The organism is Agromyces fucosus (assembly GCF_004134865.1).
In the GTDB taxonomy this organism is placed as follows: Bacteria; Actinomycetota; Actinomycetes; order Actinomycetales; family Microbacteriaceae; genus Agromyces; species Agromyces fucosus.
The window spans coordinates 24,790-46,852 of record NZ_SDPO01000001.1; the positions used below are offsets into that span (position 1 = coordinate 24,790).

Sequence of the window (22,063 nt, forward strand, 5' to 3'; positions counted from 1 at the left end):
CACTCCGGTGTGAACGCGTCAGCGTCAGCGTCAGCCGTGACCTTCGTGCCCCACGTGATTCGACGGTGATCGAGGGGAAGGCGGTGGCGTCGCATCGGGCCGGTCGCGCCACTCGGTCTCGCGCAGTGCGTAGACGTCCGTGTCGGCCCAACGGCCCTTGAACCAGATGTTCTCGATCAGGTGCGCCTCCTTGCGCATTCCGAGTCGCCGGCAGAGCGCGACGGATGCCGCATTCCGAGGATCCACCTCGGCGACGATGCGATGCAGGCCGATCGAGTCGAATCCGAGCCGGAGCACCTCCATCGCAGCCTCGGTGGCGTATCCCTGACCGGAGTACCCGGGGTGGAAGGCCCAGCCGATCGCCGCGCAGCCGTGTTCGGCGCGCTCGAGCATGAAGTAGAGGTCGCCGATCACGCGCGCCTCACTCCGGTGCTCGACCGCGAGTTCGAGGAAGTCGCCATCGGATGCCAGGGTCGACTGCTCCGACCATTTCGCGATCCTGGCGGCAAGCGTCTCGCGATCGCGCGGCTCGTAGAGGAGGTACTCGCAGACGTCGGCCCGGGACTGGTAGGCGAGGATGTCACCGAGGTCCGCCTCACGCATGGTGCGGAGGCGGAGGCGTTCGGTGAGAGATTCCTCGAACTGGAACGGGAGGCGGAAGACGGGACGCTCGCTCACCTCGCCGAGTCTAGATGGCACTCGCGGCCGACGTCCGTGCCGCGGACGGTGGGCCAAGGGGGCGCAGGTTCAGCCCCTGTCGGTCCGGCAGGTTGATGGCGGCCTTCGCCGCGGTGTCCGTCTCTGGAACACCGGTGGGTCGACGTGAGCGGCCATGCTCGTGCCCCATATGCTTCGACGGTGATCGAGGGGAATCCGGAGTCGGTGGGGTCGCGTCTCGATCTGCAGCAGCTCCTGCTCGGGGGAAAGGTCCGCGTTCCGGCGCCGACCGGCGGTGGAGTCAGCCGTCGAGAGCTCATCGAGCGAGCACGGGCGAGCAGCTCACGCGTGATCGGAATCACGGCACCGGCCGGATACGGCAAGTCCACATTGCTCGCGGAATGGGCGGAGATCGAGGATCGCCCGGTCGCGTGGGCCTCGATCGACCGGCTCGACGACGATCCGGCGGCCCTGCTGTCGCTCCTGGCCTCCGCGTGCGCGACGATCTCCGCGCCGGTCTCGGAGGTCGCGTTGGAGATGCGGGGGGTCGGGGCCTCGACGCTCGGACGGTCGGCACCGCTGCTCGCAGCCGCGCTCACGAGCACGCCGGTCCCGTTCGTGCTGTTCGTCGACGATCTCCACCTCGCGGACTCCTTGAGCTGTCAGGATGCGTTGGAGATCGTGCTCACGGGTGTTCCCGCGGGCTCGCAGATCGTGCTCGCGAGCCGGCACGCGCAACCGCACCTCGCCCGCCTGCGCGCGAGCGGCGAGGCGGTCGACATCGGAATCGCGGATCTCCGGATCGGGGTCGAGGGGGCGCGCATGATCTTCGACCGTGCTCGCATCGACGTCGAAGATGATCAACTCGCCGAGATCGTGGAGCGGTGCGAGGGATGGCCGACGGGCGTGTTCCTCTGCGCACTGGTCGAGCGTTCTGGCGGTCAGGCCCTCGCGGTGACGGGAGACGACCGGTTCGTCGCCGACTACCTCTACCGCGAGTGCCTGGGGCGACTGCCGGACGTGACGCAGCGATTCCTCCGCCGGACGGCGGTGCTCGAGCAGCTGTCAGGCGCCGTCTGCGATGCCGTGCTCGAAACGGGGGACTCCGCCGCGCGCCTGCGAGAGATCGAGTCCCTCAACCTCTTCCTCATCCCACTCGATCGCAGGCGCGGCTGGTACCGATATCACTCGCTGTTCCGGGACTTCCTCCTCGCCGAACTGCAGGTGGTCGAGGCGGCGGCGTTCGTCGAGCTGAACCTGCGAGCAGCCGCTTGGTTCGAAGCCAACGGGCTGCCTGCCCACGCCATCGAGCATCTGCTGACCGCAGGGGATCGCGACCGCTCCGCCCAGCTGGTCGCGAAACTCGCGCTGCCGACGTACCAGTCGGGTCAGGTGGCCGTCGTCGAACGTTGGATCTCCGAGATCGGCGATGCCGCTGTGGCGACGTATCCTCCGCTCGTCGTGATGGCGGCCTGGAAATGCGCCCTGCTGGGGGCGACCGCCGAGGCCGAACGCTGGATGCAGACGCTCGAGCGGATCGAATGGACTGAAGCATCGGTCGAGCAACGACTGGCGTTGGACTCCTCACGCGCGATGCTCCGCGCGGCGATGTGCGCCGACGGTCCCGAAGCGGCGTTGGCGGATGCCGCGTTCGCGGTCGCGAACGAGCCGACGTGGGGGCCATGGCGGGCGCTGGCACTGCAGCTCTACGGGTCGATCTGCCTGCTCGTGGGCGACGTGGACTCCGCCCGCGGCGCGTTCGCCGAGACATCCGCTCTCGCGCCCTCGTCGGGCAATACGGGTGCGCTGCTCCTGGCCGAAGCCGAGTCGGCGATTCTCGCGATCGAAGCCGGCCACTGGCGCGCGGCTGAAGAGCACGCACGCGTCGCGTTGGACGCCATCGACGCCAACCATATGGAGGGCTACTCGACGTCTGCGCTCGCCCTCGCGGTTGCGGCACGCATCGCGATCCATGCCGGCGACGGCGACCGCGCCGAACGATACCTGGCGCGCGGCATGCGCGCGCGGGTGCAGTGCACGTTCGTGCTTCCCTTCGTCTCGTTGAAGGTGCGGCTGCAACTCGCCACGGCGAACATCGAACTCGGCGATCACGTCACTGCGCGGCACCTGGTCCGCGAGATGCATGAGCTGATCCGCAGGCGCCCGCACCTCGGACTCCTCGTCGAGGAGATCGAGGTCCTGCAGCTTCGGATCGATCGCATGTCGGGCTGGACCGGCGCGATCCCCCTCACGCCGGCAGAACTGCGGTTGCTGCCCTACCTCCAGACGCACCTGACGATCGGCGAGATCGGAACCCGACTGTTCATCTCGCGGAACACGGTCAGCTCCGAGGTCGGCTCCATCTATCGAAAGCTCAACGCGACCACACGCAGCGCAGCCGTCGAACGGGCGATCGCCGTCGGGCTCCTCGGGGAGTGAGGGCGGCCAACCTGCAGGGTCGACCCGTCTCTCGTGGTCACAACGCGGTCAGGGATGCCGCGCTGCCGCTGTCATCGCGGTGCACGCACGAACTCGGGCAGCTGCCACGAGAGGTCGAACCACGGTTCGAGCGGGCCGTAGAGGCGCAGCAGCGGCCACCACGACTTGCCCGGAAGCGTGGGAATCCAGTTGGACTCCTTGCCCTCGGGCGCCGTCGGGGCGAACCACAGCACGCACGACCCGTCGGCCTCGAGCTGCAGGTCTCCTGACAAGCTCGACACCGCCGGGTATTCGGCCGACTGCAGGAGCGATCGGGTCTGGGTGTCGTAGATGTCGATCGACCAGAAGTTCTTCGCCGGCGGGTTCGCGGGAATCGTCAGCGAGTACGTGGCGCCTCCGTCGAGCAGCGCGCCCTCGGAGTCCTCCGCCGTGTACATGTAGGCGGACCCTGCTCCGACCTGCGCATGCGCCATAGCCGGGGTGATCACCGTCGCCGCGTAGTGGAAGAGCGTGCGCGCGTCGAGGTTGCGAGCGCCGTCGTTCAGGAACTCGTAGCTGCCTCCCACGAACCCGTTCTTCCACGAGGATCCCTCCCAACGGAACGACTGGGGATCCCGTGCCGCATAGAGCGTGGCCCGCGCCATGGCCGCGCCGATCCGCGCCGCGTCGTCGAGGATGCCGCGCCGATGCTCGTCGGGTTCGAACGGCGTTCCGTGCGCGATTCCCAGCGAGGCGAGAGTGCCGGCTCGCTCCGGATCCAGTGCGCCGATGGGCTCCTCGGCGACGAGCTCGGCGATCTCCTCGAAGAACGAGAAGTCGTTCGAGTGGACGGTGTTGAACGCCTGATCGCCGACGTTCACGAACGTGTTCTCCGGCGCGGCGGCGGCATCGTCGAGCCGGTAGATCCGTGACTCCTTGATGGCGGGAACCCCACCGAGCGCGCGGATCACGACGAAGTTCGTGAACGTCGGGCAGTCGTAGGTGTAGTAGCCGTCGGGCCGTTCGCCGTCGTAGCCCGGCGGCAGGAAGAGGAACTTGCCTCCAGCGCCCCGGTCGGGGCCCGCGATCCCCATGTCGGCGACGTAGCGGAACCAGAAGTCATCGACGACGCAGAGGGACTGCGGCGGCACCTCGACGACCGTCGGCCCCCACGTCTTCAGGTCGAGGAACGTGATGCCGTACGTCGTCTCGGTGTTCGGCGTGAGGAAGATGGGGGTGGAGGTGCACCTCGGATCGGTGAACCCGATCTTGTCGGGCGAGTCGACTCCCGCGGTTCGGAGGCCTCGCCGCATGGCCACCAGCGATGCGCCAGGAACCGTGTCCAGGAACGCGGTGATCCCGCGTACGAGATCGAGGCCGTCGAAGATCGACTGAACCGATTCCGGCTTCGGCACGCCGTCGAAGAACTCGAACTCGCCGAACGGCGTCGACATCCGGTCGGGTGTCGAGATGTGCGCCACTTCCTCTGCCAGTTGCTGATTCGTCGGTCGTGCCCCGATGGTGTGTTCGATCGTCACGCTGAGCCCCCTCGTCGGTCGTTACCCGGGTGATTGTGCCAGTGGATGGCGAAGACCCCGTCATGCGGATCGCATGAGTCTCGGTCCCGCTCACGAGGCGCGACACGCGAGCGCGCACTTGAGCCGGCGAACGAGATGTGGTCGGCTGGCCTCGGGGGAAGGGGTGCGAGATGAACGACGACCCGTCGTGGACCAAAGTCGTGCAGGCCGTCGAGCCGGAGCAGCCTCAGCTCAAGCGGGTACTCGGCCCCGGTCTGCTGCTCCTGTTCATCGTCGGGGACATCCTCGGCACGGGCATCTACGCACTCACGGGGCAGGTGGCCGCGGAGGTTGGCGGAGCGGCGTGGCTGCCCTTCCTCCTCGCGTTCGCGGTGGCGACCGTGACCGCGTTCTCCTACCTCGAGCTCGTGACGAAGTACCCGCAGGCGGCCGGTGCAGCGCTGTACACGCACAAGGCGTTCGGCATCCACTTCTTCACCTTCATCGTGTGCTTCATCGTGATGACCTCCGGCATCACGTCGGCGTCGACGGCATCGCGCGCGTTCGCCGCGAACCTGCTGGTCGCCTTCGGAATTCCGGATGCCACGGTGACGACGATGCTCATCGCGCTCGCGTTCATCGTGCTCATCATGCTGGTGAACCTCCGCGGCGTGAGCGAGAGCGTCTGGCTGAACGTCTTCCTGACGCTCGTGGAGCTCTCGGGACTGCTCCTCGTGATCCTCATCGGCATGTGGGCGATCGCCGGCGGCAACGCCGACTGGTCGCAGGTGGTGGCGTTCGAGACGCCTGAAGACAAGGGCGTGCTGCTCGCGGTCAGCACCGCGACATCCCTCGCATTCTTCGCAATGGTCGGCTTCGAGGACTCGGTCAACATGGCGGAGGAGACGAAGGACCCCAGCCGGATCTTCCCGAAGATGATGCTCAGCGGGCTCGGCATCGCGGCGGTCATCTACGTGCTGGTGTCGATCACGGTGGTCGCACTGGTGCCGATCGGCCAACTCGTCGGCAGCGAGACGCCGCTCGTGACCGCGGTCGAGGCTGCAGCCCCCGGATTCCCGATCAACGACCTGCTGCCGTTCATCTCGATGTTCGCGGTCGCCAACACCGCGCTCATCAACATGATGATGGCGAGCCGCCTCCTCTACGGCATGAGCCGGCAGCAGGTGCTGCCGCCGTTCCTCGGCAAGGTCGCGCCGCGGCGGCAGACGCCCTGGGCGGCGATCCTGTTCACGAGCGCGCTCGCCGCGGGCCTCATCGTCTACGTCTCCCTCGACGCCGAGGGCTCGATCGTCGCCCTGCTCGGCGGCACGACGTCGCTCCTGCTGCTGACCGTGTTCGCGATCGTCAACGTGACCGTGCTCGTGCTCCGGCGCCAGCCGGTCGAGCACAAGCACTTCCGCACGCCCAACGTGCTGCCGGTGATCGGTGCGATCACGTGCCTGTACCTCGTATTCCCGTGGACCTCCGGTCGTCCGGCCGGCCAATACGGCATCGCGCTGGCGCTCCTCGGCATCGGGGTCGTGCTGTGGATCGCCGAGCGCGTGTACACAGCCGCTCGCCGCCGTCGCGTCTGACCTCTCCGCTGGAGCCCTCTCCACAGCTTCCGGACCGCAATCGACGGGGGTGCCCTATGGTCGTCTCCATGGGCTCGACTGCGACGGCGTACCTCACGGGTTTCGGCCGGTACCTCCCCGGAGATCCCGTCGACAACGACGGCATCGCGGCGCGGCTCGGCGGCGACGATGCCGTCACCGAGCGCATCCGGCGTCGCATCCTCGACGCCAACGGCATCCGGCAGCGGCACTACGCGCTCGATGAGCACGGCGAACCGACCGAGCTCAACGAGGAGCTCGCCGTCAAGGCGCTTCGCGCTGCCTTCGACGACCGCGGGATCGACGCATCCGAGGTGCGGATGCTGGCGTGCGCGACGACGATGGGCGACGTGCTGGTGCCAGGCTTCGCGTCGATGGTGCACGGGCGGCTCGGCGGCGGGCCGATGCAGCTGCTGTCGGCTTCGGGCGTCTGCGCGTCGGGTCTCGCGGCGCTCGACGCGGCCGTGAGCAAGGTCAGGCTCGGAGACCACCCGCTCGTCGCCGTCGTCGGTTCGGAACTGGCGAGCCGGAGCCTTCGGCAGCGCCGCTTCGACCACATCCGGGCCGGCATGGACTCCCACTTCCTGCGGTGGATGCTGTCCGACGGCGCCGGCGCGGTCGTCGTCGAGTTCCAGCCGCACCCGAGCAGGCCGTCCCTCCGCGTCGACTGGGTGCGCCAGGTCTCGCTCGCGCACGAGCACGACGTATGCATGCGAGCCGGCATGGACGGCACCGAGCCAGTCGTGGGCGGCACCTGGCAGGATGTCGGCGTCGCCCAGGCCGAAGCAAGCGGCATGTTCGTGCTGCGGCAGGATGTCACCGTGCTCGACGACCTCGCCGAAGCCGGCATCCGGCAGTTCGAGGAGCTCGTCGACATCGGCCTCGTCGACGTCCATCATCTCGATCACGTCGTCTGCCACTACAGCACGAATGCGTTCCGCGATGCCGCCTTCGACGGGCTCCGACGGCGCATCCCGTCGCTCGACACCGACAAGTGGTACTCGAACCTCGAGACCCGGGGCAATACCGGGGCGGCGAGCATCTTCATCGCCCTCGAGGAGGCCTGGAGCACGGGGCGCTTCCGTCCCGGCGAGACGATCCTGTTGGCGGTGCCCGAGTCGGGCCGATTCTCGTTCGCCTTCGCCCACCTCACCGTGGTCGCCCCACCCGATCAGCAAGGAGCATCGAAATGACCATCGACACGACGACCGCTGCCGACGACCTGCGATCTGCGGATGTCTCCACGCTCTTCGAGCGGCTCGGCGAGGTCTGGGTCGAGCTCGAAGAGTACCTCGAGCGCGTGCCCGTGCTCCGCCGACTCGGCGACGGCACGGTCACGATCGACGACTATCGCCGCCTGCTCTTCAACCTCCGCCAGCAGGTGGTCGACGGCTCGCCGTGGATCTCCCGTGCCGCCTCCAACTTCGACATCGATCATTTCGAGCTGCGGGCCGCGGCGATCAAGCACGCCGAAGAGGAGCACCGCGACTACCTGATGCTCGAACGCGACTACGTCGCGATCGGCGGGTCGCTCGCCGAGCTGCGCGCCGGCCGCAAGAACCTCGGCTCCGAGGCGCTCTCGGGCTACATGTTCCACTATGCGGACCAGCCGAACCCGGTGGGGCTGCTCGGCGCCATGTTCATCATCGAGGGTCTCGGCGCGAAGCGGGCGGCGGGTTGGGCCGGCAGGTTCCAGGAGGTGCTGGGCCTCGCCGACAGCCAGGTGCATTTCATGCAGTACCACCAGGAAGCCGACAGTGAGCACACGGGCGACCTCGAGGCGATCCTCACCTCCGGGATGATCGACGACGCTGCGGCCGACGAGATCGTGCGCTGCGCACAGGTCGTCGCCCGCCTCTACGCGCTGCAACTCGAAGAGCTGGATCGCTGACATGGCGGAGTTCGTCCGTTCGGACCCGAGCATGTGGGAGGCGGTGTACGCCGATCCATCCGTGCCCCTCGACCGTGCGCTCGTGCGACTGATCATCGACGACCAGCGACGTCTCTCGCGGCGCTGGCTCTACCCGATCGCACGGGTGGTCTCACGCATTCTCGTCGCGATCATCTCGATCGTGAAGCGCGTGCTGCCATTCCGGTGGATGCCGCTCCACACGATGGACGTGCTGTGCGTCTGGTTCCTCCGGCGGTTCGTGTCGCCCGACGCCGTCGAGCTGCTCATCCGGCACTTCGTCGTCGAGACGAATCTCGTCAACTTCATCATCCGCAACACCCCAGTCGACATGGAACCGGTCACGTTGCGGCCCGAGGCGCTCTCGGGGCTCGGCGACCAGGCCGTCGTCGAGCACGACGTCAACGTCTACGACGTGCTCATCGCGCTCGACGCGGTGCAGCTGACGCGGCCCGAGAAGCTCGACTTCGCCCAGCTCGACATCCCGCCGCTCGATGCCGAACGAGGGCGCCGTCGGTTCGTCCGCCTCGACATCCAGACCGCCCTCTGCTTCATGAACATCCCGTTCTCGATGGCGCTCACGGTCGAGGAGTACCGACGCGCCGTGCACTCCATCCGGTTCGACGACTCGTTCCTCGAGATCCTCGCCCTCGTCACCGACGATGACACGTTCCGCCATTGGAAGCTGGCGGGCATGAGCCTCTGGATGGACTCGAACGTCGACGTGCCGCGGATGGTCTATCGGCATGCGCTCGTGTGCGAGTACGCGCATGCGCGCCTCGTGAAGCTGGCCGGGGGAGAGTATCCACGCCAGACTCCGGCCGCGTTCGACTGACGCGACCGAGGGTGACATCACGACGGCAGGCGTCGTATCGTCGAAGCAGTGACTGAGGAGGGCATCCGATGCGCAGAGTCACCTATTCGATGAGCGCCTCGCTGGACGGCTATATCGTGGGGCCCGACGGCGGATTCGACTGGAGTGTCCCCGATCCAGAGGTGTTCCAGCTCGCGCTCGACGAGATCCAGCAGGTCGGGGTGCACCTGCTGGGACGCAAGCTCTACGAGACGATGCTCTACTGGGAGACCGTCGATCCGCGCACGCTCGATGATGCCGAGCGCGAGTGGACCACCCTCTGGAACCCGATGCCGAAGGTGGTGTTCTCCACCACGCTCTCCGAGGTGCAGGGCAACGCCCGCCTGGCGACCGGCAGCGTCGCCGAGGAGATCGAGCGGCTCCGGGCCGAGCCCGGCGACAGTGAGATCGCGATCGGCGGGGCGACGCTCGCCGCTGAGGTGGCTGCGCACGACCTGATCGACGAGTACCGGGTCAGGGTGTATCCGGTGCTCGTCGGCGGCGGCATTCCGCTCTTCGCCCAGCACGAACGCCAGGTCGACCTCGAGCTCCTCGAGAGTCGCACTTTCGACTCGGGAGTCGTCTTCCTCCGGCACCGGGTAGTGCGCTAGCACTGCCGGTCGCGCGCCTCAGGATCCATCCGATCGCGCACGTCGCCGCCCGTGCCAGGGCTCGTTACCGGCATGCCAGGCCCGGAGACCCAGACGTCCCGTTGCGGCGCGAAGCTCATCGGCGACGCGACGAACGCTGCCGTCGCGATGAGGATGAGCACCGTCAGGCCCGAGAGGACTCGGGTCATGACCGCGGTGGTTCGCTCGCCGAGCCGGCGGCGCACCATGGCGAGCAGGGCGAGCCCGATCAGGCCGCCTGCCGTGTTCGTGACGAGGTCGGTGATGTCGGTGCTGCCGACCGCCAGCGCGTATTGGGCGACCTCGAGGGTGAGACTCGCCCCGGCGATCGCGACCGTGGCCTTCCACCACGGCCACGCCGGCGCGAGCAGCCCGAGGTAGAGTCCGAACGGGACGAAGAACACGACGTTCGCGACCACTTCGGATGGCGCGCTGGCACCGTTGCAGTCATCTGAGACGAACGGCACGAGCTTGACCTGACGCAGCTCACCCATGCCGAGGTAGGGCACCTCGAGCTTCCACATCACGATCCAGGCGAGCAGCGCGAGATACAGCGCGAAGAAGGCGGGCAGCACGAACCGCCGTGCGCCGCGAGTCGGCTCGCCGTCGGCCCCGCTGCCATGCGCCGTCGATGAACGCGGCAGGTCTTCGACGCTCATCGGGCATCGCCCGACGGCACGGCGGGCAGCTGCACCGTGACGAGCATGCCGCCCTCGGGGCGGCCGATGACGGTGAGGGTGCCGTCATGCGCGTTCACGATGCTCTTGACGATCGCGAGGCCGAGGCCCACCCCGCCGTGATCGCCGCGAATGCGCTCCGCGCCCCGCTGGAACGGCTCGGTGAGCGTGGAGAGCAACTGAGCCGGGACCTGCTCCCCGGTGTTCTCGACCACGAGCGCGACGGAGCCGCTCTCGAGACTCGTCACGACCCGTGCGGTGCCGCGCTCGGCCAGGTTGTGCACGATCGCGTTGTGCAGCAGGTTCGTGGTCAGCTGCAGCAGGAGCGCCCGCGAACCGAGGGTGAGAGCGATGTCGCCGGATGTCTCGATGGTGACGCCGCGCCGCTCCGCCATCGGCAGGAGCGTCTCCGCGGCCTCCTCCGCGAGGAGCGAGAGGTCCACGACCTCTCGCGTGAACGACCGCTGGTCGGCGCGGCTCAGCAGGAGCAGCGCCTCGGTGAGGTCGATGGCGCGCGCGTTGACGGCCGTGAGTCGTTCGACGAGTGCGTCGTCGGTGTGGCCCGGGTCGTTGCGCGCGACCTCGAGCATGGTCTGCGTGATCGCGAGCGGGGTTCGCAGCTCGTGCGAGGCGTTCGCGGCGAACCGCTGCTGCTCGGCCACGTGCGCTTCGAGCCGGGCGAGCATGGCGTCGAAGCTGTCGGCGAGTTCGCGGAACTCGTCGTTCCGGCCCTCCAATCGGATGCGATACGACAGCGACCCCTCTGCCGCCCTGCGCGTGGCCTCCGTGATGCGATCGAGCGGCACGAGCATGCGGCCGGCGAGGAACCACCCACCGACCAGGCCGACGACCAGCAGGAACAACAGGACCACGGTCACCACCGGGCCGAACGCGCGGATGAGATCGTCCCGCCCGGGCACGAATCCGCCGATCGTCTGGCTCGCACGCGCGGGCACGTACCGCAGGAGGTAGAGCCAGACCGCGGCCAATAGCAGCACGCTCGCCACCATCAGGAAGGCTGCGTAACTGAGCGTGAGCTTCAGCCGAACGCTCATTCCGGGAGCACGGGTCACGTCGTCCGACCTTCCGCATCGGCTGTCCCGGGATCGATGCGATAGCCGACACCGGGCACCGTGGCGATGATCCAGGGCTCGCCGAGCCGCTTCCGCAGTGCCGAGACGGTGATGCGCACGGCGTTCGTGAAGGGGTCCGCGTTCTCGTCCCACGCCCGCTCGAGCAGCTCCTCGGCGCTGATCACGCCGCCCTCCGCGCCGACGAGCACCTCGAGCACGGCGAACTGCTTGCGGGTCAGCGCGACGTACCGGCCGTCGCGGTAGACCTCCCGGCGGAAGGGGTCCAGACGAAGCCCCGCGATCTCGCGCACTGGCGGGCGATTGTGCGCGCGACGGCGGTCGAGCGCCCGCAGCCTCAGCACGAGCTCCTGCAGTTCGAACGGCTTCGTCAGGTAGTCGTCGGCACCGAGACCGAACCCGGACGCCTTGTCGTCCAGCCGATCGGCCGCCGTGAGCATCAGGATGGGGATGCCGCTGCCGGAGGCGACGATGCGCTCGGCGATCTCGTCGCCAGACGGGCCGGGGATGTCGCGGTCGAGCACGGCGATGTCATAGGAGTTGATGCCGAGCAGTTCCAGCGCCGTGTGCCCGTCGCCCGCGATGTCGGCGGCGATCGCCTCGAGGCGCAACCCATCGCGAATGGCCTCAGCCATGAAGGGTTCGTCCTCAACCACCAGCACACGCATGCTGGCAATGCTAGAAGCCCGCGCATATCGCGGGCGTATCCGAAACCGGATACGGGCGGGCAACACCTGGCTGCGTTGACTGGGCATCATGAGTCACGATGCACCAATCCGAATTCGGAATCGCAGGATCCTCTGGGCTGCGGTGGTCCTCGTCGCGATCGTCGTCGCGATCACGATGATGGTCGGATCCCTCGCCCGATCGCTCGCCGCGCCATCCGTCGGATCGGCCGGCACGCAGGCGCAGGACGCCTCGGCGATGACCGCTGCCGACGGCGTCGTCACCGAAGCCGATGGAGCGATGCCCGTCGGGGCGTCCGCCTTCGACGAGCAGCATCCCGGAATCGTCAACCTCGACCCCGACCTGCTCCGGGCGCTGCGCGACGCGGCGTCGGATGCGCGCGAGGACGGCGTCGAGTTCGTCGTCAACAGCGGCTGGCGCTCACCGGACTACCAGCAGCAGTTGCTCCGCGACGCCGTGGACGAGTACGGGTCGGAAGAGGAGGCCGCTCGATGGGTCGCCACGGCGGAGACCTCTGCGCACGTCGCCGGCAGTGCCGTCGACGTCGGCTCCTACGATGCCACCGACTGGCTGTCCGAACACGGTGCCGGGTACGGCCTCTGCCCCATCTACGACAACGAGCCGTGGCATTTCGAGCTGCACCCGGAGGCGATCGATCAGGGGTGCCCGGCGAAGTACTTCGACCCCACCGAGGATCCGAGGATGCAGCAGTGACCGATCAGCGGGCAGCCCACACCTCGTCGATCGCGATCTCACGCCCCAGGACGTTCGAAGCCGCCCGGTGCCCGGAGAACAAGGCGGCGGGAACGGTGGCGGGGTCGTCCGTCCACGTCGCCTCACCGGCGAGGTGGAGCACCCCGCCGACCGGGGTCGCGAGATCGTCGTGGTCCGCGGTCGTCGAGCCGAGGGTCATGTACGCGTAGGAACCACGGGCGAACGGGTCATCCTGCCACGCCGTCACGTGCACGTGACTCGGATCTTCCACGCGCTCGCCGTAGAGCCTGCGAAGCTGCGCGAGCACGGAATCGACGATCCGCTCCTCGCTCCACTCGCGCGTCTCCTTGGCAGTCGGGCCGGCAGCGAAGGTGAGGAGCGTGGGAGTGCCGTGGAGCTCGGTGAGGTCGTACCAGGAGTGCCACGATCGACTCTCGGGCCCCTGCTGCCGGATCGCATAGGCCCCTTCGTCCCAGAACCTCGTCGGGAACCGCATGAAGACCTTCTCGAATGCGTTCATCGCGAGCCGGCCGAGCGCGCCCGCGACCGGCTCCGGCAGCGATGGCTCGATCACGAAGTCATCAGCCTGCAGCACGCCCACCGGCACCGTCAGCACCGCGCTCGCCGCGGTGAACTCGCCCTGATCGCTCGTGACGGCGACTCCGTCGGTCGACCACCGCACGTGCGAGACGACGTGTCCGAGACGGACGTCGAGTCCGGCCGCGAGGTGCTCGGGCAATCGGCCGTACCCATCGGGGAAGACCACCTCGTCGCCGTCGATCGAGTCGTCGTCGAGTCCGTGCGCAGCGAGATCCTCGATCCATGCCCCGTACTGCTCCTCGGCCCGGTGCTCCAGGAACTCCCGCACGCGTTGCGTTCGATCGTCGTCCCAGTCCTGGCGGGCGAGCGCCGATTCGGTCACGTCGCGGTACGAGGCATCCGGTTCGGATGCGGCGACGACCTCGAGCAGTGCGGCGTCGACCAAGCGGATGTCGCCGGCGAATCGCTGCGCCGCGGCATCCGGGAGTCGTTCGCCATCGGGGCCGTAGTACGCCATCGGACGACCGTCGGGCTGGTACCCGCCGACCGTGAACTCCACCGATCGCATGCCGAACGCCTCGGTCGCCGCGGCGACCGGGCTGCCGGTGACGCCGTGGATCCAGGAGGCGCCGAGGTCGGTGATGAGGCCGTCGCTCCGATCCGTCCAGACCCTGCCGCCCACGCGATCGCGAGCCTCGAGCACGACGACGCGTCGGCCGGCCCTTGCCAGCAGCCGGGCCGCGGTCAGGCCCGCCACCCCCGCACCGATCACGATCGTGTCGACGTGCTCCATCGTCATCCCTCCTCGACGAGCGGATGCATCGTCGCCTTCGAGGCTATCGGTGGACGAGGCCGCCCGAGACGGCACGGCGGCCGGCGGTCAGCCGAGGAGGCGGACCGCCGCGTCGAGGCTGCCGACCGCCGCGTCGGCGTCGACACGGGTGAGCGCGAAGGTCGCGACGACGAGGGCGGTGCAGGTCTCGGCGAGGCGATCGACCTCGCCTGCCGGTCGTTCGGGGAACCTGGCCGCGATGCCGCTGCGGATGGCCGCGTGCAGTTCGGCGCGATAGGCGGCGACCGACTCGCGGACGGCCGCGTCGTGAGCGATCGGGGCGCCGGCGGCGTTGATGAGCAGGCAGCCGTTCTCGGCGTGGAACGAACCGGCCTGTCGGAGTGCAGCTCGAAGCCCGGCGAGGTACTCGACGATGGCGTCGGGGGAGACGGGCTCGGTGATGAGGGGGCGGATCCGCGGGCGGACGACCTCGTCGAGGTAGCTGTTCACGGCGGCATCGAAGAGGCCGCGCTTGCTGTCGAACGCATGGTAGATGCTCGACCGCTTGAGCCCGGTCGCCGCCTCGAGGTCGGGGATCGAGGCGTCTTCGTAGCCGTGCTCCCAGAACACCTTTCGAGCGGCGCGAACGACCTCGGCGGTGTCGAACGTCTGATGGCGACCCATGTGGTGGCTTCCTTTTTGCGGAACGGTCGTTCCAGTATATATTAGAACGATCGTTACATGAAACACGGCCCACGAGGCCGGGAAAGCGAAGCAGCACTTGTCGAACACGACCAGCACGCACGTCCAGCTCATCGCCCGCCCCGAGGGATGGCCGACGCCGGCCGACTTCCGCATCGCGACCGTCGAATATGGTGAGTTGCAGCCGGGTCAGATCCGAGTGCAGAACGAGTTCGTCTCGGTCGACCCGTACATGCGGGGCCGCATGAACGACGTGCGCAGCTACGTCGCGCCCTACGCCCTCGGCGAGACCATCGGCGGCGGGGCGATCGGCCGCGTCGTGGCATCCGAGGCCGACGCGATCCCCGTCGGCAGCGTGGTGCTGCACCAGCATGGATGGTCCGACCTCGTGCAGGGCGAGGCGACGACGTTCCGCGTCGTTCCCGAGCTCCCCGGAGTGCCGCTCTCGCTGTATCTCGGCACCCTCGGCATGACGGGGCTGACGGGCTACGTCGGCCTCACCGCCATCGCGGGCATGAAGCCCGGCGACACCGTCTTCATCTCCGGTGCTGCCGGCGCTGTCGGCACCGCCGCCGGCCAGATCGCGAAGCTCCTCGGCGCCGGTCGCGTGATCGGCTCGGCCGGCTCGGCCGAGAAGGTGCGCCTCCTGACCGAGAAGTACGGCTACGACGCCGCGTTCAACTACAAGGATGCCCCGGTGCGCGAGCAGCTCGCGGAGCTCGCTCCCGACGGCGTCGACGTGTTCTTCGACAACGTCGGCGGCGATCACCTCGAGGCTGCGCTCGACGTCATGAACGACGGCGGCAGGATCGCCCTCTGCGGGGCGATCACGAGCTACAACACGACCGAGAAGGTCGCCGGACCCGACAACCTGGCCAACATCATCACGCGCGGCCTCTCGGTGAAGGGGTTCACGCTCGCGGCGTACCTCCACCTGGCACCGGAGTTCAACGGTCACATGACCGGATGGTTCTCGGAGGGGCGCATCGCCTACGACGAGACCATCGTCGACGGCATCGAGAGCACGGTCGACGCGTTCCTCGACATGATGCGCGGTGCCAACACCGGCAAGATGCTCGTGCGCGTCGGTGGCTCGACCGCACGCTGAGCCCTGGCTGTCACGACCGAGCGAACGAGCGCTCCAGGCGGCGCAGCCCCTCGCGGATCGTGGACGGTTCGTAGGTGGTGAACGAGAGGCGCATGGTGGCGGGGTCGGGATGCTCCGCGTAGAACGGCGCCCCCGGCACGAAGGCGACCGAGTGCTCGATCGCCGCCGACAGCTGCCGGGTGCTGTCGTACCCCGACGGCATCGCGGCCCACACGAACATGCCGCCGTGCGGGGTGCTCCAGCTGCTGCCGGCCGGGAGGGCGTCGGGCAGGGCCGCGAGCATCGCGTCGCGACGTTCGCCGTACGCCGCGCGGATGCGGTCGAGCGCGGTCTCGAGACCACCGCTCGTCAGGTAGTGCGCCGCGGCGGCCTGGTCGACGGTCGACGTGTGCAGGTCGGCGGCCTGCTTCGTCACGACCACCGTCGAGTGGATGTCGCCTCGAGTCCGGATCCACCCGAGGCGGAGCCCGGGGGCGAGCACCTTCGAGAAGCTGCCGACCGTGACGACGTGCTCGGCGGCGAACGAAGCCAGGTAGGGCAGCGGGTCGCCCGAGTACCGCAGTTCGCGGTAGGGCTCGTCTTCGACGATGCGGAAGCCGTGGGCGGTCGCGAGCGCGACGAGGCCGTCGCGGTTCGCGACGTCGAGACTCGTGCCCGTGGGGTTCTGGAAGGTCGGCACGGTGTACATGAGCTTCGGGCGGTGCTGCTCGGCGAGCGCACCGAGTGCGTCGAGGTCGACGCCGCCGGCCACCATCGGCACGCTGACGATCCGCGCGCCGGCGAGGGTGAACGCCTGGAGCGCGGCGAGGTAGCTCGGGCGCTCGACGAAGACGGTGTCACCGGGATCGAGCAGCGTCGTCGCCAAGAGGCTCAGCGCCTGTTGCGACCCGGTCGTGACGAGGATCTCGTCGCGAGTGGTCGTCAGCCCGTGGGCCGTGTAGCGATCGGCGATGAACTCCCGGAGTGCCGGGTTTCCCTCGCTGGTCGAGTACTGCAGGCCGGCGGGCGCTCGCAGCGCCGCATCGAACGAGCGCCGAAGTCCGTCGAGGTCGAAGAGCTCCGGCGCCGGCAGTCCGCCGGCGAACGAGATGACGTCGGGATTCTCGGTCAGTGCGAGGAGGTCGCGCACCGGGGACCGGGTCGTGCCGCCGGAGCGTCGGGACGGGCGGGGGAGCAGTGCTGCGACGGGCATGGGTACCTCACCGGGCGATGTCGGGGAACGAAGGAGATCTGGTGGCCGTCTCGATCGTGTCCCCGGCCGGGCGAGGCCGCCGGATGGTGGGATGGCGGGCTCGTAGCTTTACGGTACAGAATGTATCGTATGGTGGCAACCACGCTGGGCAGACCCCGGCACGAGAGCATCGACCGCGCCGTGCTCGACGCCGCGGCGCGGATCATCGAGGTCGAGAACTACCGGGCGCTCACGATCGGCCGGGTGGCCCAGGACGCCGCGACCACGCGTGCCGCCGTGTACCGGCGGTTCGCAACGACCGCCGAGCTCGCGATCGCGGTGCTCGGCGACCGGTTCGGCACCGACCCCGGCGTCGACACGGGGCATCTCGAGACCGATCTCCGGACGATCCAGCAGCATCGCCTCGAACTGTTCGCCCACCCGCTCATCGTGCGCGGCCTCCCGGGGCTCATCGACGACCTCTCGCTCCAACCCGAAGCGGCACGGCACTTCTCTGAGGAGTTCCTCGGGCCCCGGCGAACGGCGACGACGCGCGCCGTTCAGCGCGCGATCGACCGAGGGGAGGTCGCGGCATCCGTCGATGTGGAGTGGATCAGCGATCTCCTGACCGGACCGCTCCTCATGCGGGCGCTGCTTCCGGGCCTCCAGGTGATCGACAGCGAGCTCATCGAGCACACCATCAGCACCGCGCTGGCAGAACTCGGCCGAGCTCAGCGCGGGTGAGTGCTCAGCGTCGCGCGCGGTCGGCGAGCCTGGTCTCGAGCGCCGCGGCATCGGGCAGGAACCAGGCGCCGTCGCCGCGGTTCGACTCCCGAACGAGTGCGGCGAAGGCGCTGCTCGCCGCCGTGTGCTCCGAGACGTCGCCGACGATCGCGATCCGCAGGCGGTAGTTGCCGAGCTTGCCGAGCATCTCGCCGGCGAACCCGCTCGAGAGGTCGAAGAATCGCTCGTCGAGTCGCTCGACCGGGATGGCGATGAGCGTCACCCGGTTGGACCAGGCGCCGCCGATCAGGTCGGAGGTGTCGTCGTCGGTCGCGATCGCGGGTCCGTCGACGTCGAGGCGATCGACGCGCACTCCGTGGAGCTCTTCGATGGGCATGACCCCACGCTAGACCCGGCGTACGACGAACGGCGTGCGAAACGGCGGGTCGAACGAGCGGATGCCGCGGGCGACGTGCGCCCGCGGCATCCGCTCGATCGCTGCGGCTCAGCCGAACGGCACCGCCTCGAGCACCGTGACCTGCACGGCGCGGTTCGGCGCCTGGTAGGTGACGGCGTCGCCGACGTATCGGCCGGTGATCGCGGAACCGAGCGGCGAGGTGGGCGAGTAGACGTCGAGGTCGACGCTGTCGTCGAGGTCGGCGAGCTCACGGCTGCCGAGCAGGAAGCTCGTGGGCTCTGCGTCGTCGTCGAACCGCACCGTGATGCGCATGCCGGGTTCGACGAGGCCGTCGTCGGGCTTCAGGCCGACCTCGGCGTTGCGCACCATCGCGCGAAGCTCGGTGGCGCGTGCCTGCTCGGTGTCGGTCAGGGTTCGGCCGGGTCGTGAGAGCTCGGCGAGCTCGGCTTCGAGCCGCTCGAGCGCGGCCGGGGTCATCCACACGGATTCCGTGGTCATCGGGGAGTTCCTCCCTCTCGGCGACCCTCTCGGGCCGTCTGGCAAAGAACTTCCCAGTCTAGTCGAGCCGCTGCCCGCGCAGGCCTCTACTGGCTCAACCAGGCGATCAGCGTGCCGATCGCGGTGAGGACGATGAGGCCGAGCAGTCCGTAGCGTCGGAGCTGCACGGCGAGGAGCGCGACCGACGGGCGCCGACGCGGTCTCCGCCGGCGCCGCGGCGCGCGTGGGGGGTCGGGCGGAGTGCTCAGCTGGCCCTCGGCACGATGAGGCCGTTGGTGGCGGCGCTGGCAGCAGCGAACCGGGCCTGCACATCGGCCCAGTTCACGATCTCCCAGAAGGCCTTGACGTAGTCGGCACGCACGTTCCGGTAGTCGAGGTAGTACGCGTGCTCCCAGACGTCGAGCTGCAGCAGCGGAGTGACGCCGAGCGGCGCGTTGCCCTGCTGGTCGAAGAGCTGGAAGATGACGGGGCGAGCGCCCACGCTGTCCCACGCGAGCACCGCCCAGCCCGAGCCCTGCACGCCGAGCGCCGTCGCCGTGAAGTGCGCGCGGAAGGCGTCGAACGAGCCGAAGCCGTCGTCGATCGCCGCCGCGAGCTCGCCTTCGGGGGAGCCGCCGCCGTCGGGCGACATGTTCTGCCAGAAGACGCTGTGGTTGATGTGGCCGCCGAGGTTGAACGCGAGGTCCTTCTCGAGCTTGTTGACGTTCGCGAGGTTGCCGCTCTCGCGTGCCTCGGCGAGCTGGTCGAGCGCCGTGTTCGCGCCCGTGACGTAGGCCTGGTGGTGCTTCGAGTGGTGCAGCTCCATGATCGTCGCCGAGATGTGCGGCTCGAGTGCGGAGTAGTCGTACGGCAGTTCGGGCAGTGAATAGGCGGGCATCCGGATGCTTCCTTTCGGTGTGCCGACCGCGGGTGCGGTGCGGCGGGTGGCGGGAGTCAGAGTTCGGGGGCGGCGTGGTCGAGGCGGTGGAATCGGCGATCGCGGTAGACGAGCGCCGGCGCCTGGTCGCCGAGGAACACGTCGAGCACTTCGGCCACGACGAGCGAGGACCCGCCGACCTGCACCACGTGCAGCGTACGGCAGCGCAGCGCCGCGGGGGAGTCGGCGAGCCAGGGCTCACCGGTCTCGAGCTGCGACCAGCCCTGTTCGGGCGTGAAGCGCGGCTGGCCCGATCGGGCGAAGGCACGTGCGACATCGACGTGCTGGGATCCGAGGAAGTGCACGACCACGCTGTCGGCCGCCAGCAGCGCGCCCGCCGAGCCCGTCGCCCGCGTCACCGAGAACGAGAGGGCGGCCGGTTCGGCCGAGACCGACGCGACGCTCGAAGCGGTGAGGCCCACGGGCCCCTCGGGCGTCATGCCCGTGATGAGCGCGACGCCGGCCGGATGGTCGCGGAACGCGGCCTTGAACGCATCGGTGGTGGCGAGGGCCGGGCGCGCGGTCGCGGCATCCGTCATGCGTGCGCCTCCTGCGGGGGCAGGGTTGCGACGACCGGGTGGTCGAACGGCAGCATGCCGGTCTTCGCGGCACCGCCGGGCGAGCCGAGCGGTGATGCCCCGCCGGCGGCCATCTCGAAGAACTCGACGTTGGCCTTGTAGTAGTCGGCCCACATGTCGGGAAGGTCGTCCTCGTAGTAGATGGCCTCGACGGGGCAGACGGGCTCGCACGCACCGCAGTCGACGCATTCGTCGGGGTGGATGTAGAGCGAGCGCTCACCCTCGTAGATGCAGTCGACGGGGCACTCGTCGATGCAGGCCTTGTCTTTGACGTCGACGCAGGGCAGCGCGATCACATAGGTCACGGGGCGACCACCGACTTCACGATTCGCATGCCTCCACCGTAAAACCTCAAGTACCCTTGAAGTCAAAACGAGGGGTGCGGATGTCGCAGCACGACGAAATGGAGATCGAGGCCGAGCCGGGCCCGACCGGCAAGCACGCGCCCGACGAACTGCTCACCGTCGGCGAGATGAGCCGCCGCACCGGGGTGGCCCCGTCGGCGCTGCGCTTCTACGAAGACCTCGGGCTCATCGCCTCGCACCGCACCGGCGGCAACCAACGGCGCTACCCGCGCCACATGCTGCGCCGGGTCTCGCTCATCTCGGTGGCGAAACGGCTCGGGATCCCGCTCTCCGACGTGCAGACGGCGTTCGAGAACGTGCCGCTCGACACGACCCCGAGTCACGAGGACTGGCAGGCGGCGTCGCGCCGCTGGAAGCGGCAGCTCGAACTGAGACGACTCGGCATCGAACAGCTCGAACGCGAGCTCACCGGATGCATCGGCTGCGGGTGCCTCTCGATGAAGGCCTGCCGGCTGCTGAACCCCGACGACGAGCTCGGCGAGCACGGAGCGGGGCCGCAGCGGCTCTGAGCCCGTCGTCGGAGTTCGAGCGACGCGGGCGTTCGCCGCCTCGGGCCACCCGGTCCGTCAGGCGGCGACGACGAGACGCGTGACGTCGGCGAGCACGTCGTGGTTGCTCGGAGCGTCGGCGCGGTCGGTGCGGGTGAGGATCGCGAGCGTCAACGCCTCCTCGCCCGGGCGCCAGATCACGCCGGCGTCGTTCACGACGCCGTAGCCTCCGAGCCCGGTCTTGTCGGCGAGCTCGAACGGCGACGTCAGGCCAGCGAGGATGCGCTTGCCCGAGGTCGTGTTCCGCAGCATCCACTCCTGCAGTCGCGCCGTGGTGAGGGCGCCGGCGCCCTGGTCGATGAGCAGCTTCTGGAAGAGGAACGCGATGTCGTCGGGCGTGGAGGTGTCGCGCTCATCCCCGGGCGTCGCCTCGTTGACCTCCGGTTCCGGCCGGTCGAGGCGCGTTCGAGTCGCCCCGAGGGAGCGGGCGAAGGCGGTCACGGCCTGCGGCCCGCCGAGTTCGCGCAGCAGCAGGTTGCCGGCGGTGTTGTCGCTGAACCGCAGCGCGGCATCGGCCATCTGCTCCGGCGTCGCGGTCCAGGTCGTGGTGTCGAGCTTCGTCGAGTCGCCGACGACGTCGGCGGAGGTGAACGGGATGGGTCCCGCCCAGTACGCCTCGTCGTAGCCCCGCGCCTGCACGAGGGCGCCGGCCGCGAGCGTCTTGAACACGGAGCACATCGGGAAGCGCTGGTCGCCGCGGTACCGGAATGCGCGTCGCGAGTCGTGCCAGATCGCGGTGACGCCGATGGTGACGGATGTCGCCTGCTCGAGCTCCGCGATGGCGTCGGACAGCCGCCGGTGGCCACCGACGGCCGAGGCGGACGGTGCCGCGACGGCGGGCGCTGACGAGAACGCGGTGGCCGCCGCGCCGGCGGTGGTGAGGCCGCCGATGGCGAGCAGGGATCGTCGGGAGAGCTGGCTGGATGTCGGTCGATCAGTCATAGCCGGGAGTCTGTCGG

Annotated in this window: 24 protein-coding genes; 10 read left to right on the plus strand and 14 right to left on the minus strand. The window is 69.0% G+C overall.

From position 1 onward, the window contains the following. Positions 1-30 precede the first annotated feature (30 nt). Positions 31-678, minus strand: a complete 648-nt coding sequence (locus ESP57_RS00140) for a GNAT family N-acetyltransferase (protein ID WP_243648352.1) — start codon at positions 676-678, stop codon at positions 31-33. A 327-nt stretch (positions 679-1,005) separates the two neighbouring features. Between ESP57_RS00140 and ESP57_RS18655 the strand changes: the two genes are divergently transcribed. Beyond that, positions 1,006-3,096: a winged helix-turn-helix domain-containing protein gene (locus ESP57_RS18655; RefSeq protein WP_243648353.1), complete on the plus strand. Its 2,091-nt coding sequence runs from the start codon at positions 1,006-1,008 to the stop codon at positions 3,094-3,096. A gap of 71 nt (positions 3,097-3,167) precedes the next feature. Here ESP57_RS18655 and ESP57_RS00150 read toward each other — a convergent pair whose 3' ends face one another. Further along, positions 3,168-4,613: a DUF1254 domain-containing protein gene (locus ESP57_RS00150; protein WP_243648354.1), complete on the minus strand. Its 1,446-nt coding sequence runs from the start codon at positions 4,611-4,613 to the stop codon at positions 3,168-3,170. A gap of 170 nt (positions 4,614-4,783) precedes the next feature. On the opposite strand from ESP57_RS00150, the gene ESP57_RS00155 reads away from it, so the two are divergent. The 5 genes from ESP57_RS00155 (at position 4,784) to ESP57_RS00175 (ending at position 9,578) form a co-directional block, all read left to right on the plus strand. Next, entirely contained in the window at positions 4,784-6,187 is a 1,404-nt protein-coding gene (locus ESP57_RS00155; protein WP_129230071.1) for an APC family permease, read from the plus strand. A 68-nt stretch (positions 6,188-6,255) separates the two neighbouring features. Further along, positions 6,256-7,398, plus strand: coding sequence for a 3-oxoacyl-[acyl-carrier-protein] synthase III C-terminal domain-containing protein (locus ESP57_RS00160; RefSeq protein ID WP_158556685.1), 1,143 nt, complete (start codon positions 6,256-6,258; stop codon positions 7,396-7,398). Next, a complete protein-coding gene (locus ESP57_RS00165; protein WP_056008050.1) occupies positions 7,395-8,096 on the plus strand; it encodes an iron-containing redox enzyme family protein in 702 nt (233 codons plus the stop codon). The genes ESP57_RS00160 and ESP57_RS00165 overlap by 4 nt, the downstream gene beginning before the upstream one ends. Before the next feature lies 1 nt (position 8,097). Next, positions 8,098-8,949, plus strand: coding sequence for a DUF6999 family protein (locus ESP57_RS00170; RefSeq protein ID WP_115958311.1), 852 nt, complete (start codon positions 8,098-8,100; stop codon positions 8,947-8,949). A 68-nt stretch (positions 8,950-9,017) separates the two neighbouring features. After that, positions 9,018-9,578: a dihydrofolate reductase family protein gene (locus ESP57_RS00175; protein ID WP_129230073.1), complete on the plus strand. Its 561-nt coding sequence runs from the start codon at positions 9,018-9,020 to the stop codon at positions 9,576-9,578. On the opposite strand, the gene ESP57_RS00180 is transcribed toward ESP57_RS00175, so the two are convergent. The 3 genes from ESP57_RS00180 to ESP57_RS00190 are packed head-to-tail and all read right to left on the minus strand — an operon-like array spanning position 9,575 to position 12,032. Further along, positions 9,575-10,255 carry a VanZ family protein gene (locus ESP57_RS00180; protein ID WP_129230075.1) on the minus strand — a complete coding sequence of 227 codons (681 nt, stop codon included), beginning with the start codon at positions 10,253-10,255 and terminating at the stop codon, positions 9,575-9,577. The two genes, ESP57_RS00175 and ESP57_RS00180, sit on opposite strands and share 4 nt — an antisense overlap. Continuing rightward, positions 10,252-11,328 carry a sensor histidine kinase gene (locus tag ESP57_RS00185; protein WP_279387787.1) on the minus strand — a complete coding sequence of 359 codons (1,077 nt, stop codon included), beginning with the start codon at positions 11,326-11,328 and terminating at the stop codon, positions 10,252-10,254. The genes ESP57_RS00180 and ESP57_RS00185 overlap by 4 nt, the downstream gene beginning before the upstream one ends. A 14-nt stretch (positions 11,329-11,342) precedes the next feature. After that, entirely contained in the window at positions 11,343-12,032 is a 690-nt protein-coding gene (locus ESP57_RS00190; RefSeq protein WP_129230831.1) for a response regulator transcription factor, read from the minus strand. Positions 12,033-12,174: 142 nt separating this feature from the next. Between ESP57_RS00190 and ESP57_RS00195 the strand changes: the two genes are divergently transcribed. Then, positions 12,175-12,765 (plus strand): M15 family metallopeptidase, encoded by a 591-nt coding sequence (locus ESP57_RS00195; RefSeq protein ID WP_243648355.1) that lies wholly within the window; start codon positions 12,175-12,177, stop codon positions 12,763-12,765. Positions 12,766-12,769: 4 nt separating this feature from the next. On the opposite strand, the gene ESP57_RS00200 is transcribed toward ESP57_RS00195, so the two are convergent. Both ESP57_RS00200 and ESP57_RS00205 read right to left on the minus strand, forming a co-directional pair. Then, positions 12,770-14,098 (minus strand): flavin monoamine oxidase family protein, encoded by a 1,329-nt coding sequence (locus ESP57_RS00200; RefSeq protein WP_129230080.1) that lies wholly within the window; start codon positions 14,096-14,098, stop codon positions 12,770-12,772. A gap of 87 nt (positions 14,099-14,185) precedes the next feature. Further along, complete coding sequence (locus ESP57_RS00205; protein ID WP_129230082.1) at positions 14,186-14,761, minus strand: TetR/AcrR family transcriptional regulator; 576 nt, start codon at positions 14,759-14,761, stop codon at positions 14,186-14,188. A 97-nt stretch (positions 14,762-14,858) separates the two neighbouring features. Between ESP57_RS00205 and ESP57_RS00210 the strand changes: the two genes are divergently transcribed. Then, entirely contained in the window at positions 14,859-15,887 is a 1,029-nt protein-coding gene (locus ESP57_RS00210; RefSeq protein ID WP_129230084.1) for an NADP-dependent oxidoreductase, read from the plus strand. Between the two features lie 10 nt (positions 15,888-15,897). Here ESP57_RS00210 and ESP57_RS00215 read toward each other — a convergent pair whose 3' ends face one another. After that, a complete protein-coding gene (locus tag ESP57_RS00215) occupies positions 15,898-17,079 on the minus strand; it encodes an aminotransferase-like domain-containing protein (protein WP_129230086.1) in 1,182 nt (393 codons plus the stop codon). Positions 17,080-17,208: 129 nt separating this feature from the next. Here ESP57_RS00215 and ESP57_RS00220 point away from each other — a divergent pair, with 129 nt between their 5' ends. Continuing rightward, the gene (locus ESP57_RS00220) at positions 17,209-17,802 is read left to right on the plus strand and encodes a TetR/AcrR family transcriptional regulator (RefSeq protein WP_165877344.1); all 594 of its coding nucleotides are present in this window, start codon (positions 17,209-17,211) and stop codon (positions 17,800-17,802) included. A 4-nt stretch (positions 17,803-17,806) separates the two neighbouring features. Here the strand turns inward: ESP57_RS00220 and ESP57_RS00225 are convergent, their stop codons facing one another. The 5 genes from ESP57_RS00225 to fdxA form a co-directional block, all read right to left on the minus strand. Next, the gene (locus ESP57_RS00225) at positions 17,807-18,178 is read right to left on the minus strand and encodes a DUF4180 domain-containing protein (protein WP_129230090.1); all 372 of its coding nucleotides are present in this window, start codon (positions 18,176-18,178) and stop codon (positions 17,807-17,809) included. 108 nt (positions 18,179-18,286) lie between these two features. Further along, entirely contained in the window at positions 18,287-18,697 is a 411-nt protein-coding gene (locus ESP57_RS00230) for a GreA/GreB family elongation factor (RefSeq protein WP_056008081.1), read from the minus strand. Between the two features lie 244 nt (positions 18,698-18,941). Further along, positions 18,942-19,574, minus strand: coding sequence for a superoxide dismutase (locus ESP57_RS00235; protein ID WP_129230092.1), 633 nt, complete (start codon positions 19,572-19,574; stop codon positions 18,942-18,944). 56 nt (positions 19,575-19,630) lie between these two features. After that, entirely contained in the window at positions 19,631-20,152 is a 522-nt protein-coding gene (locus tag ESP57_RS00240) for a flavin reductase family protein (RefSeq protein ID WP_056008087.1), read from the minus strand. Next, positions 20,149-20,496 carry a ferredoxin gene (gene fdxA, locus ESP57_RS00245; RefSeq protein ID WP_056008090.1) on the minus strand — a complete coding sequence of 116 codons (348 nt, stop codon included), beginning with the start codon at positions 20,494-20,496 and terminating at the stop codon, positions 20,149-20,151. The genes ESP57_RS00240 and fdxA overlap by 4 nt, the downstream gene beginning before the upstream one ends. 80 nt (positions 20,497-20,576) lie before the next feature. Between fdxA and soxR the strand changes: the two genes are divergently transcribed. Continuing rightward, positions 20,577-21,065, plus strand: a complete 489-nt coding sequence (soxR, locus tag ESP57_RS00250; protein WP_082571267.1) for a redox-sensitive transcriptional activator SoxR — start codon at positions 20,577-20,579, stop codon at positions 21,063-21,065. 57 nt (positions 21,066-21,122) lie between these two features. Here soxR and bla read toward each other — a convergent pair whose 3' ends face one another. Next, positions 21,123-22,046 carry a class A beta-lactamase gene (gene bla / locus ESP57_RS00255; protein ID WP_165877345.1) on the minus strand — a complete coding sequence of 308 codons (924 nt, stop codon included), beginning with the start codon at positions 22,044-22,046 and terminating at the stop codon, positions 21,123-21,125. Positions 22,047-22,063: the final 17 nt, after the last annotated feature.

Bases quoted from the DNA above. Each gene is read 5' to 3' on its own strand.
- ESP57_RS00155 (WP_129230071.1), top strand. From the start codon at position 4,784: ATGAACGACGACCCGTCGTGGACCAAAGTCGTGCAGGCCGTCGAGCCG.
- ESP57_RS00160 (WP_158556685.1), top strand. From the start codon at position 6,256: ATGGGCTCGACTGCGACGGCGTACCTCACGGGTTTCGGCCGGTACCTC.
- ESP57_RS00165 (WP_056008050.1), top strand. From the start codon at position 7,395: ATGACCATCGACACGACGACCGCTGCCGACGACCTGCGATCTGCGGAT.
- ESP57_RS00170 (WP_115958311.1), top strand. From the start codon at position 8,098: ATGGCGGAGTTCGTCCGTTCGGACCCGAGCATGTGGGAGGCGGTGTAC.
- ESP57_RS00175 (WP_129230073.1), top strand. From the start codon at position 9,018: ATGCGCAGAGTCACCTATTCGATGAGCGCCTCGCTGGACGGCTATATC.
- ESP57_RS00180 (WP_129230075.1), bottom strand. From the start codon at position 10,255: ATGAGCGTCGAAGACCTGCCGCGTTCATCGACGGCGCATGGCAGCGGG.
- ESP57_RS00185 (WP_279387787.1), bottom strand. From the start codon at position 11,328: ATGAGCGTTCGGCTGAAGCTCACGCTCAGTTACGCAGCCTTCCTGATG.
- ESP57_RS00190 (WP_129230831.1), bottom strand. From the start codon at position 12,032: ATGCGTGTGCTGGTGGTTGAGGACGAACCCTTCATGGCTGAGGCCATT.
- ESP57_RS00200 (WP_129230080.1), bottom strand. From the start codon at position 14,098: ATGGAGCACGTCGACACGATCGTGATCGGTGCGGGGGTGGCGGGCCTG.
- ESP57_RS00205 (WP_129230082.1), bottom strand. From the start codon at position 14,761: ATGGGTCGCCATCAGACGTTCGACACCGCCGAGGTCGTTCGCGCCGCT.
- ESP57_RS00215 (WP_129230086.1), bottom strand. From the start codon at position 17,079: ATGCCCGTCGCAGCACTGCTCCCCCGCCCGTCCCGACGCTCCGGCGGC.
- ESP57_RS00220 (WP_165877344.1), top strand. From the start codon at position 17,209: ATGGTGGCAACCACGCTGGGCAGACCCCGGCACGAGAGCATCGACCGC.
- ESP57_RS00225 (WP_129230090.1), bottom strand. From the start codon at position 18,178: ATGCCCATCGAAGAGCTCCACGGAGTGCGCGTCGATCGCCTCGACGTC.
- ESP57_RS00230 (WP_056008081.1), bottom strand. From the start codon at position 18,697: ATGACCACGGAATCCGTGTGGATGACCCCGGCCGCGCTCGAGCGGCTC.
- ESP57_RS00235 (WP_129230092.1), bottom strand. From the start codon at position 19,574: ATGCCCGCCTATTCACTGCCCGAACTGCCGTACGACTACTCCGCACTC.
- ESP57_RS00240 (WP_056008087.1), bottom strand. From the start codon at position 20,152: ATGACGGATGCCGCGACCGCGCGCCCGGCCCTCGCCACCACCGATGCG.
- soxR (WP_082571267.1), top strand. From the start codon at position 20,577: ATGTCGCAGCACGACGAAATGGAGATCGAGGCCGAGCCGGGCCCGACC.
- bla (WP_165877345.1), bottom strand. From the start codon at position 22,046: ATGACTGATCGACCGACATCCAGCCAGCTCTCCCGACGATCCCTGCTC.